A 15,201-nucleotide genomic window follows, 5' to 3' on the forward strand; every position below is an offset into this window, starting at 1 on the left:
CGTCGCCCCCGGGCGCCGCCGTGACCGCTCACCTCCCTTCGCCGTGGGGAGTGAAGTCTCCGAACCGCCCCCGGTGGTAGAGCAGCGGGCCTGCCGCCTCGCGCACGCCGACGCCGGTCACCAGGCCGATCACCAGCACGTGGTCGCCCACTGCGATGGTGTCGTGCGGGCGGCAGAACAGGTGGGCGGAGACGTCCTGTAGCAGTGGTGCGCCGAGCGGCCCGGAGACCCACCGCGTCGGCGCCGCGAACCGGTCAATGCTCCGCCGGGCGAACCGCGCGGCCAGTTCGGCCTGGTCGCTCGCCAGGATGTTGACCACGAAGTGGTCGGCCGCGCGCATCCACGGCCAGGTCGTGGACGACTGATCGACATAGAAGGAGACGAGCGGGGGTTCGAGGCTGACGGAGGTGAACGATGTCGCCGTCAGCCCGACCGGCGCGCTCTCGTTTCGTGCGGTGATGACGACGACCCCGGCGGCGTGTACGGCCAGCGCCCGCCGGAATCGCTCCTGGTCCACTGCCAGGTCGGGCAGGGTCTCGGTCATGGGTCGTCCTCGAATGCCGCGATGCGGTGTTGGCCCTGGCGCATACCTCGACGCTACGATTCCGGCGTTCTAAAGTCAATATTTCCTACTGGATATACATAAATTTAGGCCAGTGCCCGTCTTGCGTACGCGCGTACGTCCGCGTCCGGATCGCTCAGCGCGTTGCGCAGCGCCGCCGCGACCCGCGGGTCCGTCCCCGCCCAGGCGGCCAGGGCCTGGACCACGGCTTTACGGACGTCCAGGTTCTCATCGCCCAGCGCGGTGATCAGCGTGTCGGCCAGCAGGGGGGCCGCGGTGCCGGCGCCGGAGGCGGCCAGGCACCGGGCCGCGCCGACCCGCACCTGCCAGGCCGGGTCGGCCAGCGCGGGCACCGCGGCGGCGGTGAGCGGCGCGCCCGTCGCGCCCGACGCCTCCAGCGCGGCCGCGCGCACCAGCGGGTCCTGGTCGCCCGCCAGCGTCTCCAGGGCGGCCGAGGGCTTACCGATGGTCCCCAGGCCCTTCGCCACCCACACCCGGACCTCTCTGGAGGGGTCGGCGCGGGCCTCGGCCACCGGATCCGGCTCGTCCAACGACACCAGTCCCCTGATCCCCTCGATCCGCACCCGGTGGTCGGCGTCGGCCAGGGCGGCGGCGAAGACGTCCCGGCCGCCCAGCCGGAGCGCCCGCAGCACGTCCAGGGCGGTCGCCCGGACCACGGCGTCGGGCGCGTTTGCCCGCGCGGCCAGACCTCCGGCCAGTTCGGGGGTGGCGGGGAGCACCTCCACCAGTTCGCGCAGCCCGGCGGCGGCGGCGTGCCGTACCGTGCCGTGGCGGTCGGCCAGCGCGGTCACCAGGGCCGGGCCCGCGCCGTCGGGGGCCGACTCGGTCAGCGTGGCGATGGCCGCGCGCCGCACCTTGGGGTCGTCGTCGGCCAGGTAGGGGACGAGCCGGTCGAGGCCGGGCTGCTCGTCGGCCATCCGGTTCAGCTCCAGGATGCGCGGCGAGCGGCCGACCGCCGCACGCTCGGCGCGGGCCGTCTTCGCCCGCTCGCCGGACACCGGCGCGAACCCGGCCACCACCACCGGCTCGGCCTGCACCGGCAGGAACTCCGGGACCGGGACCAGGTACGGCTCGACCGGGCGCTTGACGAACTCCATCCCGCCGTCGGCCCGCTTGCGCAGGTTCAGGTGGTAGAGCCACTCGCCGTCGTCTCGCGCCGGCAGGTCCGCCCGGTCGTGGTAGAGACCCCAGCGGCTCTCCGTGCGCACCAGCGACGACCTGGCCGCCATCTCCGCGCAGTCCCTGATGAAGTCCACCTCGGCGCAGCGCATCAGCTCGTGCGGGGTGCGCGCCCCCATCGCGGCGATCTCACCGCGCATCCGCTCGAACGCCTCCAGCGCGATGTCCAGCTTGGCCCCGGTCTTGGGCGGGGCCACGTAGTCGTTCACGAAGCGCCGCAGCTTGTACTCCACCTGCGGCTGCGGCGGGCCGTCCGGGTTGCGCAGCGGCCGGTAGATCAGCTCGTGCGCGGCGGCGACCTGGTCCGCGGCCGGCGCGGCCGGGGTCTCCACCAGGCCGGTGGCGGCGTGGGTGCCCGCCAGGTCGCCGAACACGAACGCGCCGATCATGTAGTTGTGCGGCACGCAGGCCAGGTCGCCCGCCGCGTACAGGCCGGGCACGCTGGTCGCGCCGTGCTCGTCCACCCACACCCCGGACGCCGAATGGCCGCCGCACAGCCCGATCTCGGAGATGTGCATCTCCACGTCGTGCGTGCGGTAGTCGTGGCCGCGCCCGGCGTGGAAGGTGCCGCGCGTGGGCCGCTCGGTGGAGTGCAGGATGTTCTCCAGCGCGCCGATGCTCTCCTCGGGCAGGTGGGTGAGCTTGAGGTAGATCGGCCCCCGGGCAGAGGCGATCTCCCCGGCCACCTCGGCCATCATCTGGCCCGACCAGTAGTCGGAGTCCACGAACCGCTCGCCCCGGTTGTTGACCTGGTAGCCGCCGAACGGATTCGCCACGTAGGCGCAGGCCGGGCCGTTGTAGTCCTTGATCAGCGGGTTGATCTGGAAGCACTCGATGCCGCTCAGCTCGGCCCCCGCGTGGTAGGCCATGGCGTGCCCGTCCCCGGCGTTGGTGGGGTTCTCGTAGGTGCCGTAGAGGTAGCCGCTGGCGGGGAGGCCGAGCCGTCCGCAGGCGCCGGTGGCCAGGATCACCGCGCCCGCCGAGACGGTGACGAACCGCCCGCTGCGGGTGTCGAACCCGGCCACGCCGCAGGCCCGGCCGTCGGGGCCGGTCAGCACGCGCACCGGCATCACCCGGTTCTCGATGCGCACCTTCTCCCGGATCTCGCGGCGGCGCAGCACCCGGTAGAGGACCTTCTTGACGTCCTTGCCCTCCGGCATCGGCAGCACGTAGCTGCCCGAGCGGTGGACCCGGCGCACGGCGTACTCGCCGTACTCGTCCTTCTCGAACTTCACGCCGTACCGCTCCAGGCGGCGGACCATGTCGTGGCCACGCGTGGCGGTCTGGTGGATCGTCCGCTGGTTCACCACGCCGTCGTTGGCGCGGGTGATCTCGGCGACGTAGTCCTCCGGGGTGGCCTTGCCGGGGATCACCGCGTTGTTCACGCCGTCCATGCCCATGGCCAGCGCGCCGCTGTGCCGGACGTGGGCCTTCTCCAGCAGCAGCACGCGGGCGCCGTGCTCGGCGGCCGAGATGGCGGCCATCGTGCCCGCCGTACCGCCGCCGACGACCAGCACCTCGCAGTCCAGGTGGAGGGCGTCCGCGATCGAGGGAATCTCCATGTGCTCCTACAGCTCCTTCACGATCTGGTCGCGGGTCGCGCCGGTGAGCGAGCGCAGCCCCCCGGTACGGCCGAGCGCCACCACCCGGTCGCCCAGCAGCAGCGCCTCGTCCACGTCGTGGGTGACGAACACCACGGTGGCCGAGGTGTCCCGCAGCACGTCGAGCAGCAGCCGCTGCATCCCGGCGCGGGTCTGCGCGTCCAGCGCGCCGAACGGCTCGTCCATGAGCACCGCGCGCGGGGCGCCGACCAGCGCTCTGGCCAGTTGCACCCGCTGGCGCATCCCGCCGGACAGCTCGCGGGGCAGCCGGCCCTCGGATCCGGCCAGCCCGACCCTCTCGATCCAGCCGCGCGCGGCGGCGCGGCGGGCCGTCCGGTCCACGCCCCGGATGACCAGCGGCAGTTCCACGTTGCGCAGCACCGACCGCCACGGCAGCAGCCCGTCCTCCTGGAAGACCATGGCCCGGTCGCTGGACGGGCCGGTGACCGGCGCGCCGTCGGCGAGGATCCGGCCCGAGTAGGGCGTGAGCAGCCCGGCGAGGCCGCGCAGCAGGGTGGACTTGCCGGATCCCGACGCGCCGACCACGACGACGATCTCGCCGGGCGCCACGTCGAGACGTACGTCGCCGAGCACCGTGTCCCTGCCGTAGCCGAGGGCGGCGCCGTCGAGGGTGAGCCGCAGGCCCCTGGTCGCCGTGGTGGTCATCCGCCGGTCCCTTCCGCGCGGGGCAGCCAGCGGGTGGCCCGCCGCCCGGCCAGTTCGATGGCTGCCGAGGTGAGCCACCCCAGCGCGCCGATGGAGACCATCCCGACGACGGTCGCCGGGTAGTCCACGAGCGTGTACGCCTGCCAGGTCCGGTAGCCCACGCCGAACTCGCCGGAGATCATCTCGGCGGAGATCACGCAGATCCAGGCGACGCCCATGCCGACCGACAGCCCGCCGAAGACCCCGGGCAGCGCGCCCGGCAGGACCACGTTGACCAGCACGTGCCGCCGCGAGCCGCCGAGGGTCAGCACCACCTCCTCCCACAGCGTGGGCAGGGCCCGCACGGCGTACCGGGTGCTGACCATGATCGGGAAGAAGGCGGCGGCGAACGTGATGAACACGATCCCCTGCTCGTCGGTCGGGAAGAGCAGGATCGCGATCGGCACCAGGGCGATCGCCGGGATCGGCCGGACCGCCTCCAGCAGCGGGGACAGCACGTCGGACGCGCCGCGCGAACGGCCGACCAGCACGCCCACGGCCACCCCGGCCACGGCGGCGAGGCCGAAGCCGGTGAGGATGCGGATCAGGCTCTGCAGCAGGTCGAGGTAGAACACGGAGGTGCCGAGCTGCCCGGCCAGTTCGGCGCCGATCTCGTCCAGCGTGGGCAGCCGGTCGAAGCGCAGCCAGATCCGGGCGTCGGTGACGGTGAGCGCCTGCCAGGCCAGCCCTGCCCCGGCGACGGCCGCGAGCCGGACCGCCCACCTGCGCCACCTTCCGCCGCCCGTGCGCGGGGACGGCTCCGGCCGGGACGGCGCGACGGGCGCCGGGTCGGCCTCCCGCACGGTTCCGGTGCCGGTCATCGATTCGGTCATCGGTCCGCGACCTCCGCGAGCGCGTCCTGGTAGGACACCGGTTCGGCGCGGGCATGGGCGGCGCGGTAGGTGTCGGCGCCCGCCTGGGTGGTGAAGGGCAGGTAGCGGGCGTTCTCCTTGGCGCCGGGGTCCTTCAGCCAGACCGACTTGGCGGCGAACCAGCGGGTGCCGGTCGTGGTGTCGGGCACGTACGCGGCGCGGACCCGTTCGCCGCCCTCGGCGGCGATCTGGCGCAGCAGGCAGGTGGGGGTGGCGGCCGGGCGCGTGGCGGCCTCGCCGGTGAGCCACAGCTCGGAGGCGGTGGCGGGGTCGTCCACGGAGGTCCGGCAGGCGGGGTCGGTCCCGGTGATGCGGGCGGGGTTGACCGTGGTGGCGGCGTCGGCGTCGTAGGCCGGGCCGTACGCCCTGCGGAGGTAGGTGTCGTTGACGAACCGGTTCAGGTCCACGCCGGAGAACCCGTCGCCGATCCTGGCCAGGTACGGCACGTCGTGCTCGTGCGCGGCCCGCAGTGGCCGCTTGAGGGTGACGTCGAAGGTGGAGACGCCGCCGGGGCCGTTGTAGAGGTAGACCACCTCGGGCGGCAGCCCGGTGGTCTTCGCCACCGACTCCGCCGCCTGCAAGGGGTGCTCGTGCAGGTACCGGGTGGCGTCGATCTGCGCCTTGAGGAAGGCGTCGACCACCTCGGCGTGCTCCTTGGCGTACGCCTGCCGGACGACCACGCCGTGGAAGGTGGGCACGCCCAGCGCCGAGCCGTCGTAGACCAGGCGGCCCTTGTCCTGGAAGACCAGCAGGCCCGGCCAGGCGACGAACTGGGCGTAGCCCTGCACGCCGCCCGACTCGAGCTGGGATGCGCCCACCGGCGGCTGGTGGTTGACCACCTGCACGTCGGTGGCCGGGTCGAGGCCCGCCTTCTCCAGCGCCTGGACGAGGGTGCCGTGCCCCGCCGAGCCGAAGCTGGCGGAGATCTTGGCGCCCTTCAGCCCGGCCAGGTCCCCGACCTTGGAGGAGGGCGCCACGACCACCATGTTGAGGCCGCCGCGCAGGTTGTAGCCGGTGATGGAGACCAGTTCGGTGCGGGAGGACTCGGCGCCCTGGGTGCGGGAGGCGTTGATCAGCAGCGGGTAGTCGCCCATGGAGCCGATGTCGATCTTCCCGGCGACCATCTTGGCGGTGATCGGCGCGCCGGTGTCGTGGTCCTGCCACTCGACGGCGTACTTGTCGCCGAGCCGCTTCTCCAGGTAGCCGAGCGAGCGCAGCAGCGTGCCCGCCGTCACGGTGTTGATGGTCTTGGACTGGTAGCCGATGACGACCCTGGTCTTCCCGCCGCTCTCCCCCGCGACGCCGGACACCGAGCATCCGGCCAGGGCGAGCGCGGCGAGCAGGGCGGCCGGCGTCGAGTACCGGGCTCTACGCATGGTCTTCCTCATCGCAGCAGGTAGGGGATGTTGATGGTGACGGCGTCCACCGGGCACCTGGCGGCGCAGGGCCCGCAGTACCAGCACTCGTCCACGTGCATGTACGCCTTGCCGGTGCCGTCGTCGATGGCGAGGGAGTCGAGCGGGCACGCCTCGACGCACAGCGTGCAGCCGGCGATGCAGAGCGCCTCGTCGATGGTCACCGGGACCTCGACGCGCTGTTCGGCCAGGGCCATGGGTCATTCCCCTTCCGTGTCGCGGCGCAGGTGGCCGCGCATGGTCAGCCGGTCGCCGCGGAACCGGATGAACTCCAGGTCCACCGGGCGGCCGTCGGCCAGGTGGGTGAGCCGTTCGACCATGAGCAGGGCCGATCCGCGCGGCACCTCCAGGACGGCGGCGGTGTGCGGGTCGGCGTTGACCGCCTCCAGGGTCAGCTCGGCCATGCCGAGCGGCTGCCCGGCGAAGCGTTCGAGCAGCACGAAGATGTCGGTGCGCTCCAGGTCGGCGTCGAACAGCGGCTCGCCGACCTCCCTGATCAGGTAGGTGAGGTCGAGCGAGAGCGGCAGGCCGTTGAGGCTGCGCACGCGTTCCACGTAGACGACCCGCTCGCCCGGCATGAGACCGAGCCGTTCGCGGACGGCGGCGGGCGGTTCGATGTCGCTCATCGTGCGGACCCGGTTGGTGACCTCGCCGTGCTCGCGCAGCGTCTCGGCCAGCCCGAGCAGCCGGTGCAGCCCGTGCGGGTACTTCTCCGCGGCCACCGTGGTGCCCACCCCGGGGCAGCGTTCCACGAGGCCTTCCTCCCGCAGCAGCCCGAGCGCCTCGCGCACGGTGTTGCGCGAGGCGCCGAACTCGCGGGACAGCGCGGTTTCCAGCGGCAGCGCGCCCTGCTGGAAGCGCCCCTGCAGGATCTCCCTGCGCAGCAGGTCCGCCACCTGGCGCGCGCGATCCGCCCGGGGCCTGCGCGTTTCGACCATTCCCATGCCCACCTCCCTGAACCCGATAAGCCTAGCTATCAGGTAGGAATACAGGGATAACGATGGGATTGCGCCACTCACGCCTTCCGGAAACCTCGCGTGAGCTGGGCGGACGGGCCCGCGCAGGCAAGATCTGCCAGGCTCAGGAGGGGCCGAAGGGGACCAGCGACGGGGTCACGGCCTCCCGGCCGTACGGCGGAGCCCACAGCGCGCCCCGCTCCAGCAGCGGCAGGACCCCCTCGCCGAACCAGTACGCCTCCTCCAACGTGGTCAGCCAGGCGTCCTCGCACCACACGCCGGTCGGCGTGAGCGCGCCCTCGAATCCGAGGTCCTCGGCGCCGCGCGCGATCTGCCCGAGGTAGCTTCGCGACGGCGGCCGGTCGCGGGCCGCCGTGCCGGGCGGCGCCGCGCCGTGACCGCCGCCGACGATGTCGCGGCTGTCCCCGTTGGTGGGCAGGAACCAGTGGAACCTCATCCGAGAACCTTCCCTTTCAGGTCTGCAACGCCTCGGCCAGCAGCCGATACGAACGCACCCGGTCGGCGTGCTCGTGCGTGATGGTGGTGATCAGCAGCTCGTCGGCCCCGGTGACCCGGCGCAGCACCCGCAGCCGCTCGGCCACGGTCGCCGGGCCGCCGACGAACTGGGTGTCCACCCGGTCGGCCACCAGCGCCCGGTCCTCGGGCGTCCAGTCGTGCTCGCGGGCCCGCGCGGGCGCCTGGTAGGGCTGCGCGCCCCGCCCGGTCCTGATGTCGTGCACCCACAGCGCGTACGGCTCGGCCAGCTCCCTGGCCGTGGCGTCGTCGCGGGCCACCACCACGTCCGCCGACACCATCACGTACGGCTCCGCCAGCGACGGCGACGGCTTGAACGCCTCGCGGTACGCGGCGACCGCCTCCAGCACGGTCGCCGGGCTGACGTGGTAGTTCGCCGCGAACGGCAGCCCCCGCTCCCCCGCCACGCGGGCGCTCTGCCCGGCGCTGCTGCCCAGGATCCACAGCTCCACGTCGGAGCCCTCCCCCGGGATGGCGTGCGCCGCGAAGCGCCCGTCCGGCGAGCGGAAGGTCCCGCGCAGGAAGGCGGTCACCTCGTCCACCTGCTCGGCGAAGTCCGGGGTCACCGCGCCCGGCTGCTGGAGCAGCGACGCCTGGAAGGTGAACCTCGGCGACCCGGCCGGCGCCGCGAAGCCGTGCGCCCTGGGGATGAGTAGGCCGTCCACCGTGCGCGGGCCGGCGGGCGGCTCGGGAGGCGGGCCCGACCTGGCCGGCTCCGCCCGGCGCTGCCCGGAGCGGCCCAGGCCGAGATCGATCCGCCCCGGGTGCAGGGCCTCGATCATGCCGAACTGCTCGACCACCGACAGCGGCGTCTGGTGGCCCAGTTGCACCGCGCCGGAGCCGACCCGGATCCGGCTGGTGGCCGCCGCCACCGAGGCGATGAGCACGGCGGGGGCCGAACTCGCCACGCCGGGGGCGAGGTGGTGCTCGGCCAGCCAGTAGCGGCGGTAGCCGTACCGCTCGGTCCTGCGGGCGAGGTCGAGGGTGTTGCGCAGCGCGTCGCCCACGCCGCCGCCGGCCGGCACCGGGGCGAGGTCGAGCACCGACAGCGGGATCGTCATACGGGTACCTCCACCGGCTGCGGGAACGGCCTGCTCGGGATCTCCGCGCGCAGCACCGGGGCGATCTCGCTCTGGAACAGCTCCGGCGCGGCGCGGTGCCGGCCGGACGGCTTCGGCGTCGGCGTCGGCGAGCGCCACGAGCGCCACGAGCGCCGCAGGGTGATGGTCAGGAACTTCACCGGGCGGCCGTCCGCACGGCGCTCACCGGCTGGGTGACGGCGGGCCCCGGGACGGCGGGCCCGGTGGCGTAGCGGCTCGCGGGGCGCGGCAGGCCGAGCAGGCCGCGCAGGGTGTCCGCCTCGTACCCGGCGCGGAACGCGCCGCGCCTGCGCAGCGCCGAGGTGACGCCCCTGGCGACCCGCTTGAGGTCGATCGGGATCCGGCCCGGCCGCAGCCGGAACCCGTCGATACCCGCCTCACGCCAGTCGAGCAGCAGGTCGGCCAGGTCCTCGGCGGTCCCGGCGAACACGGCGGCGTCGGAGACGAAGCCGACTCCGTCGAGATCGTCCAGCCGCGCCTTGCGTTCCGCCGCGTCCGCGCCGAGGAACACCACTATGTCGGCGAAGACCTTCAGCGGCTCGCCCGTCCGGGGCAGGCCGCGCACCTCCGCCACGATCCGCCGCGCGTCCTCCCGGTCGTATGGGGTGACGAACACGACGTCCGCCGAGCGGGCCGCCAGTTCGTACGGCAGGCGCGAGTGCGCCAGCACCGCCACCGGCGGCTGCCCCTGCGGCGGCCTGGGCGTGATCGACGGCCCCCGCACCGAGAACCAGCGCCCCTCGAAGTCGATGTGGTGCAGCCGGTCCCGGTCGATGAACCGGCCGGTGACGGCGTCGCGGATCTCCGCGCCGTCCTCCCAGCTGTCCCACAGGCGCCGGGCGACCTCCACCGCGTCGCCCGCCTCCTCCAGCAGCTCGGCCAGGCCGGGCAGGCGGTCCCTGCGACCGAAGTGGGCGCTCTCCCCCGCCCGCGACGAGACCTGGGGCCGCCATCCGGCGCGCCCGCCGCTGACGTGGTCCAGGGTGGCCACGCCGATCGCCACGTGGAAGGGCTCGGTGTGGGTGGTGGTCGCGGTCGGCATCAGGCCGATCCGCGAGGTGGCCGGGGCGACGCGCGCGGCGATGAGGACCGCGTCCAGCCTGCCGCCGGGGGCGCCCTGCGACCACACGTCCAGCGCGTCCTCGAAGGTGACGAAGTCCAGCAGGCCGCGTTCGGCCTCGGTGACCAGGTCGGTCCAGTAGCGCGCGCCGAACACGTCCAGTGGGCGCGCGGTCTCCTCGCGCCAGGATGCCGGGTGCCAGCCGGTCCCGTCGAGGGCGACGGCGAGGTGCAGATGTCCGCTCATGACCCTTCTTCCGGTGGTTTCAGGCCCAGGTGGTCGCGCAGGGTGGGCCCGCCGTACTCGGCGCGGAACACGCCGCGTTCCTGGAGCAGCGGCACGACCCTGTCCACGAAGTCGTCGAGGCCGCCTGGGGTGAGGTGGGGCACGAGGATGAACCCGTCGGCCGCCCCGCCCCGGACGAACTCCTCCATCCGCCGGGCGACGGTGGCGGGCGAGCCGATGAACGATTGACGGCCGGTCATCTCGATGACCAGGTCGCGGATGCTCAGGCCCTTCTCCTGGGCCACCGCGCGCCACTTGGCGGCGACCGCGGCCCGGTCCTTGACCGCCACCCGGCCCTGGGAGACCCCATCGCCGGTCTCCGGCTCGATGTCGGGCAGCGGGCCCTCCGGGTCGTAGGCGGTCATGTCCCGGCCCCAGATCTGCTCCAGGAAGGCGATCGCGGTCTGCGGGCCGACCTGGAGCCGCCGGATCTCCGCGGCGTTCTCGGCGGCCTCGGCGTCGGTGTCGCCCAGCGCGAAGGACACCCCCGGCATGATCTTGAGCTGGTCCGGTTCGCGGCCGTGGCGGGCCAGCCTGCGCTTGACGTCGGTGTAGAAGGCCCGGCCCTCCTCGAAGGTGCCGTACCGGCTGAAGATGACGTCGGCGGTGCTCGCGGCGAACTCGCGTCCCTCGTCTGACTCCCCGGCCTGGATGATCACCGGGTGGCCCTGCGGGGGGCGCGGGACGTTGAACCGGCCCTCGACGCCGAAGTGGCGGCCCCGGTGGTGGAACGACTTGACCCCTCCCGGACGCAGGTAGACGCCGGTCTCCTGGTCGGCGGCGACCGCACCGGGCCGCCAGGAGTCCCACAGCCTGCGGGAGAGCCGGACGAACTCCTCCGCCCTGGTGTAGCGGTCGGCGCGGTCCAGGTAGCCGCCGCGCCGGAAGTTCTCCCCGGTGAAGGCGTCGGAGGTGGTGACCACGTTCCAGCCGGCCCGGCCGCCGCTGAGGTGGTCCAGCGAGGCCAGCCGCCTGGCCAGCTCGTAGGGCTCGTTGAAGGTGGCGTTGACCGTGGCGGCCAGCCCCAGGCGCTCGGTGACGGCGGCCAGCGCGGCGAGCACGGTCAGGCTCTCCGGACGGCCGACCACGTCGAGGTCGTGGACCTGGCCCTTCAGCTCGCGCAGCCGCAGGCCCTCGGCGAGGAAGAAGAAGTCGAACCGGCCGCGCTCGGCCGTACGGGCCAGGTGGATGAAGGAGGAGAAGTCGATCTGGCTGCCCGACCGGGGGTCGGTCCAGACGGTGGCGTTGTTCACGCCGGGAAAGTGGGCCGCCAGGTGGATCCGGATGGCCCCGTCCGTAGTGCTCACCCCGACCCCAGCCGCTCGCGCCCGTGCGGTTTGTCCCAGTCGGCCGCGAACGGCTCGACGGTGATCCGGCGCGGCCCTCCGGCGGGCGGCGAGCCCGGGCGGTAGACGCCGAAGTCGGCGGTCTGCCGGAAAGCGGGCCACTGGTAGAGGTCGCGGGCGTAGCCCCACAGGTTCGGGAAGTCGGTCAGGGACCGCTCGCTGATCTTCCCGGCCGGGTTTTGGGCCAGGTCGAAGCGGACCAGGGTCGGCCACAGGCGGACGTCGGCCTCGGTCACGCCGTCGCCCACCAGGAACCGGTGGTCGGCCAGCCGTTCGTCCAGCCGCTCCAGCGCGCTGATCACCCGGTGCCGCCGGTCCTCGTACTCCTCCTGGTCGCGTGCGGCGGCCACCTGGTGGACCCCCGCGTTGACGTCCCGGTAGATCTCCTCGTTCAGCCCGTCGATCTCCGGGCGCAGCTCGCGGGGGTAGAGGGCGACGGTCGGGTCGCCCCAGCGCTCGAACGCGGTGCCCAGGTCGATGGTGATGCGGGGAAAGTCGTTGCTGACGATCCGGCCGCTCACGCGGTCCCACAGCACGGGCACGGACAGGTGGCCGGGATAGCCGGGTTCCGTCGCGTCGTACGCCTCCTGGAGGAAGGCGAAGCCGTTGACCGGGTCCGGCCCCCGGCGCTCCCGGAAGGCCCAGCCCCGGTTGTCGCGGTCGTCGTCCACGTAGGACAGGGACACCACGCCGGCCAGGCCCTTGAGCAGCCGGACGATCGCGACCCGCTGGGCGAGCGGGCACGTCCAGGCCGCGTAGACGTGGTAGCGGCCGGGCTCTGCCGGGTATCCGCTGGATCCGTCGGCGGTGATCCGTCCCTGGAATGGATATCTCGGTCGGTTCCAGCCCGTCCCGGCGTCGAGACGGCCCGGCCCGTACGGTCCGTATCTGTCGATGTCCGCCGGGCTCGCGTAGACCGGCGCGCCGGTGGAAGCAGTCATGCTGACCCCTCTCCCAAATGTCTAGTTTAAAAGTAGGAAAATAGGGGTTTCGCTGTCAACGGAGTCACGGCGGGTCTGTTCCGCCGGCCGGTCGCGCCGGTCAGTCCCGGGGGCCCGTCCTGCGGCGGATCACCGCGAGCCGGTAGGCGGCGTCCTCGTGGCCGCAGTTCGCCGCGAGTTCGAGGAAAAAGGCCCTGCTCATCGCGACCTGGGTGCTCACCACCGGGCGGATCCCGCCGGGGCCGCCCGAGACGATGACGCGCGAGGAGCTGATCGAGTTCTGGGCCGACGAGCGGACCGTGACCGGCTGACCGGCCGCCCCCGGGCGGTCAGCCGGTCAGCGCCGGTCATCGTTCAGGACAGGCCGCCGACCACGGTGGGCGAGTCGGCGTCGGGCACCAGCAGGCGGGGCGCGCCGCCGTCCAGCGGGGCCACCCACACGTCGGCGGTAGTCCTGCCGCCCGCCGTCTTCGGCACCGCGTACATCACCCGCTCATCGTCCAGCCAGGCGACCTGGTCGTCCACGCTGCGCCGCTCCCCCAGCGGCCGTTCGGCGCCGGTCCGCAGGTCCAGCCAGTGGAACCGCCAGGCGTCCTGCGAGGTGTCGTTGACCCGCTTCTTGTAGACGATCTTCGTCTGGTCCGGCGAGAGCGACGGGCACTCGGCGTTGTCCTGGATCGCGGTCAGCGTGCGCGCCCGCAGGTCGCCCCTGGTCAGGTAGGTACGGCCGGACGCCGCGACCGTGGCGAAGAACGTGCGTGAGTCGGCCGCGAAGGTCACGCCCCACACGTTGCGGTCGGTGCTCTCGTCCCGCTTCCCGTTGATCGTGAAGGCGAACTCCTCCAGGTCGCCGAGCACCTTGCCGCCGGTCTCGTAGATCACCGTCTCGGTCGAGAACCCGAGTGAGATGTAGTCGTGCCCGCTGACGAACACCGTGGTCGCGTAGTGCCGGCCGTCCGGTGAGACCCGGGCGCGGCTGGGCACGCCGTTCAGGGCCTCGTCGCCGGTCTCCCGCAGCCGCTCGTCCAGGCCGGCCACCTCGTACGGCTGGCTCGGCACCCGCCCGGCGCGCAGGCACACCGCCCGCCGCCCGGCCGCCGCGACCCGCAGGCAGCGCGGCCCCGCGACCCGCCTGGCCTCCGCCCTGCCCGCCTGGCCCGGCTCCACGTATGCCACGCGCCCCTGGTCGGGCCCCTGGCTCAGGGAACGGAACACGATGTGCTCGTCGTCGAACAGGCCGGGGTCGGCCGCACCGGCCGCGGACGTCCCTGCCCGGCCCAGCACCGAGGTCAGCACGGTGCCCACGGCCACCCCCACCAGCAGCACGGCCAGTGAGATCATGATCTTGGATCGGCCGTTCATCCGGCGCTCCTCTCCCCGCGGCCCAGCATGGTGGGCGCGACGACCAGCAGCACGACCACCAGCGCGGCGGCGAACCCCAGCAGCGCGGGCGACGGCCCCGTGACCGCCCACAGCGCGCCGAACGCGAGCGCCGCCAGACCCCGGCCGAGCGCCACGCAGGTCTGCAGGGTCGAGATCGCGGTGGCCCGCCACTCCCCGGGGACCATGGCGGCCGTCGCCGCGGGCAGCACCCCGTCGGTCGCGGCGTAGTAGAGACCGAGCAGACCGAGGGTCAGTCCGGCCATCGGGAGGGCGTCCGCGCCGCTCGCCACGACGTAGGCCGCGACGATCGCCGCGTGGCCGGCCAGAAAGACCCTCGGCCTGCCGTACCGGTCGGCGAGGCGCCCGAGCGGGACGGCGGCGGCCAGGTACACCGCGCCGGTCCCGAGGAACAGCAACGGGAACACGTTCGCCGTGACCGCGCCGCGGTCCAGCAGGGTCAGATAGATGAAGGCGTCGCTCACCGTGAGCCCGGACATCAGCGCCGCCGCGAGCACCATCCCGCGCACCCGGGGCCGTCCGAGCACCAGCCGGACCGCCTCCCTGGGCCGGATCGACGCCCGCTCCGCGCGGCCGGCCGGCCGCTCGGCGACCTTGCCCAGCAGCAGGAGCACCCCGAGCCCGGCCACGCACATGGACACGGTGAACACCGCGTCGAAGTCGCCGGGCACCGCCATCAGCAGGTAGAAGGCGACCACCGGCCCCAGCAGCGCGCCGAGCGTGTCCAGCGCGCGGTGCACCCCGAACGAGCGGCCGAGGGCCTCGGGCGGGCTGCACCCGGCGATCAGCGCGTCGCGCGGGCCGGTGCGCAGGCCCTTGCCGATCCGGTCGAGGCCGAGCGCCCCCGACAGCGCCACCAGGCCGCTCGCCGGGAGCAGCAGCGCCTTGGAGACGATCCCGAGGCCGTATCCGACGGCGGCGACCGCTCTCGGCCGCCCGAACCGGTCGGCCGCGTAGCCCCCGCCGATCCGGGCGGCGGCGGTCGCCGCCTGGTAGAAGCCGTCCAGGACCCCGAAGGCCAGCGGCGACAGGCCCAGGCCCACGGTGACGAAGAGCGGCAGCACCGCGGTGACCATCTCCGTGGAGATGTCCGTGAGCAGGCTGACGAACCCGAGGGCGACCACGGTGCCCGGCACCCGGCCCGCCGCGCCGGACCCGGCCGGGGACGGCGTGCCGCGAACGCTTATGTACAAGGGACGCACCTTTCATCGCATGCGGCTGAT

At 73.5% G+C, this 15,201-nt stretch carries 14 protein-coding genes and 1 pseudogene; all 15 read right to left on the reverse strand.

Annotation, left to right across the window (positions count from 1 at the left end; all coding sequences use genetic code 11):
• Positions 1–28: 28 nt before the first annotated feature.
• Positions 29–544, reverse strand: a complete 516-nt coding sequence (locus P3X83_RS36585) for a flavin reductase family protein (RefSeq protein WP_277309950.1) — start codon at positions 542–544, stop codon at positions 29–31.
• Between the two features lie 104 nt (positions 545–648).
• Positions 649–3,324, reverse strand: coding sequence for a fumarate reductase/succinate dehydrogenase flavoprotein subunit (locus P3X83_RS36590; RefSeq protein ID WP_277309951.1), 2,676 nt, complete (start codon positions 3,322–3,324; stop codon positions 649–651).
• A 6-nt stretch (positions 3,325–3,330) separates the two neighbouring features.
• Positions 3,331–4,029 carry an ABC transporter ATP-binding protein gene (locus P3X83_RS36595; RefSeq protein WP_277309952.1) on the reverse strand — a complete coding sequence of 233 codons (699 nt, stop codon included), beginning with the start codon at positions 4,027–4,029 and terminating at the stop codon, positions 3,331–3,333.
• Positions 4,026–4,901, reverse strand: a complete 876-nt coding sequence (locus P3X83_RS36600) for an ABC transporter permease (RefSeq protein WP_277309953.1) — start codon at positions 4,899–4,901, stop codon at positions 4,026–4,028. Before P3X83_RS36600 ends, P3X83_RS36595 begins: the two co-directional genes overlap by 4 nt.
• Positions 4,898–6,316: an ABC transporter substrate-binding protein gene (locus P3X83_RS36605; RefSeq protein ID WP_277309954.1), complete on the reverse strand. Its 1,419-nt coding sequence runs from the start codon at positions 6,314–6,316 to the stop codon at positions 4,898–4,900. The genes P3X83_RS36600 and P3X83_RS36605 overlap by 4 nt, the downstream gene beginning before the upstream one ends.
• 8 nt (positions 6,317–6,324) lie before the next feature.
• Complete coding sequence (locus P3X83_RS36610; protein ID WP_277309955.1) at positions 6,325–6,552, reverse strand: 4Fe-4S dicluster domain-containing protein; 228 nt, start codon at positions 6,550–6,552, stop codon at positions 6,325–6,327.
• A 3-nt stretch (positions 6,553–6,555) separates the two neighbouring features.
• Positions 6,556–7,299, reverse strand: coding sequence for a GntR family transcriptional regulator (locus P3X83_RS36615; protein WP_277309956.1), 744 nt, complete (start codon positions 7,297–7,299; stop codon positions 6,556–6,558).
• Positions 7,300–7,558: 259 nt separating this feature from the next.
• Positions 7,559–7,768, reverse strand: a pseudogene (locus tag P3X83_RS36620) (alkanesulfonate monooxygenase); the annotation flags it as partial.
• A gap of 16 nt (positions 7,769–7,784) precedes the next feature.
• A complete protein-coding gene (locus tag P3X83_RS36625) occupies positions 7,785–8,906 on the reverse strand; it encodes an LLM class flavin-dependent oxidoreductase (protein WP_277309957.1) in 1,122 nt (373 codons plus the stop codon).
• The gene (locus P3X83_RS36630; RefSeq protein ID WP_277309958.1) at positions 8,903–9,085 is read right to left on the reverse strand and encodes a hypothetical protein; all 183 of its coding nucleotides are present in this window, start codon (positions 9,083–9,085) and stop codon (positions 8,903–8,905) included. The genes P3X83_RS36625 and P3X83_RS36630 overlap by 4 nt, the downstream gene beginning before the upstream one ends.
• Positions 9,082–10,251: an LLM class flavin-dependent oxidoreductase gene (locus tag P3X83_RS36635; RefSeq protein ID WP_277309960.1), complete on the reverse strand. Its 1,170-nt coding sequence runs from the start codon at positions 10,249–10,251 to the stop codon at positions 9,082–9,084. The genes P3X83_RS36630 and P3X83_RS36635 overlap by 4 nt, the downstream gene beginning before the upstream one ends.
• Positions 10,248–11,597 carry an NtaA/DmoA family FMN-dependent monooxygenase gene (locus P3X83_RS36640; protein WP_277309961.1) on the reverse strand — a complete coding sequence of 450 codons (1,350 nt, stop codon included), beginning with the start codon at positions 11,595–11,597 and terminating at the stop codon, positions 10,248–10,250. Before P3X83_RS36640 ends, P3X83_RS36635 begins: the two co-directional genes overlap by 4 nt.
• A complete protein-coding gene (locus P3X83_RS36645; RefSeq protein ID WP_277309962.1) occupies positions 11,594–12,577 on the reverse strand; it encodes a glutathione S-transferase C-terminal domain-containing protein in 984 nt (327 codons plus the stop codon). The genes P3X83_RS36640 and P3X83_RS36645 overlap by 4 nt, the downstream gene beginning before the upstream one ends.
• A 354-nt stretch (positions 12,578–12,931) precedes the next feature.
• Entirely contained in the window at positions 12,932–13,939 is a 1,008-nt protein-coding gene (locus P3X83_RS36650; protein WP_277309963.1) for a hypothetical protein, read from the reverse strand.
• The gene (locus P3X83_RS36655; protein WP_277309964.1) at positions 13,936–15,171 is read right to left on the reverse strand and encodes an MFS transporter; all 1,236 of its coding nucleotides are present in this window, start codon (positions 15,169–15,171) and stop codon (positions 13,936–13,938) included. Before P3X83_RS36655 ends, P3X83_RS36650 begins: the two co-directional genes overlap by 4 nt.
• Between the last annotated feature and the right edge of the window lie 30 nt (positions 15,172–15,201).

Source organism: Spongiactinospora sp. TRM90649, from assembly GCF_029382225.1.
Lineage (GTDB): Bacteria > Actinomycetota > Actinomycetes > Streptosporangiales > Streptosporangiaceae > Spongiactinospora.

Bases quoted from the DNA above. Each gene is read 5' to 3' on its own strand.
- P3X83_RS36610 (WP_277309955.1), bottom strand. From the start codon at position 6,552: ATGGCCCTGGCCGAACAGCGCGTCGAGGTCCCGGTGACCATCGACGAG.
- P3X83_RS36595 (WP_277309952.1), bottom strand. From the start codon at position 4,029: ATGACCACCACGGCGACCAGGGGCCTGCGGCTCACCCTCGACGGCGCC.
- P3X83_RS36600 (WP_277309953.1), bottom strand. From the start codon at position 4,901: ATGACCGAATCGATGACCGGCACCGGAACCGTGCGGGAGGCCGACCCG.
- P3X83_RS36650 (WP_277309963.1), bottom strand. From the start codon at position 13,939: ATGAACGGCCGATCCAAGATCATGATCTCACTGGCCGTGCTGCTGGTG.
- P3X83_RS36605 (WP_277309954.1), bottom strand. From the start codon at position 6,316: ATGCGTAGAGCCCGGTACTCGACGCCGGCCGCCCTGCTCGCCGCGCTC.
- P3X83_RS36645 (WP_277309962.1), bottom strand. From the start codon at position 12,577: ATGACTGCTTCCACCGGCGCGCCGGTCTACGCGAGCCCGGCGGACATC.
- P3X83_RS36615 (WP_277309956.1), bottom strand. From the start codon at position 7,299: ATGGGAATGGTCGAAACGCGCAGGCCCCGGGCGGATCGCGCGCGCCAG.
- P3X83_RS36585 (WP_277309950.1), bottom strand. From the start codon at position 544: ATGACCGAGACCCTGCCCGACCTGGCAGTGGACCAGGAGCGATTCCGG.
- P3X83_RS36635 (WP_277309960.1), bottom strand. From the start codon at position 10,251: ATGAGCGGACATCTGCACCTCGCCGTCGCCCTCGACGGGACCGGCTGG.
- P3X83_RS36590 (WP_277309951.1), bottom strand. From the start codon at position 3,324: ATGGAGATTCCCTCGATCGCGGACGCCCTCCACCTGGACTGCGAGGTG.
- P3X83_RS36625 (WP_277309957.1), bottom strand. From the start codon at position 8,906: ATGACGATCCCGCTGTCGGTGCTCGACCTCGCCCCGGTGCCGGCCGGC.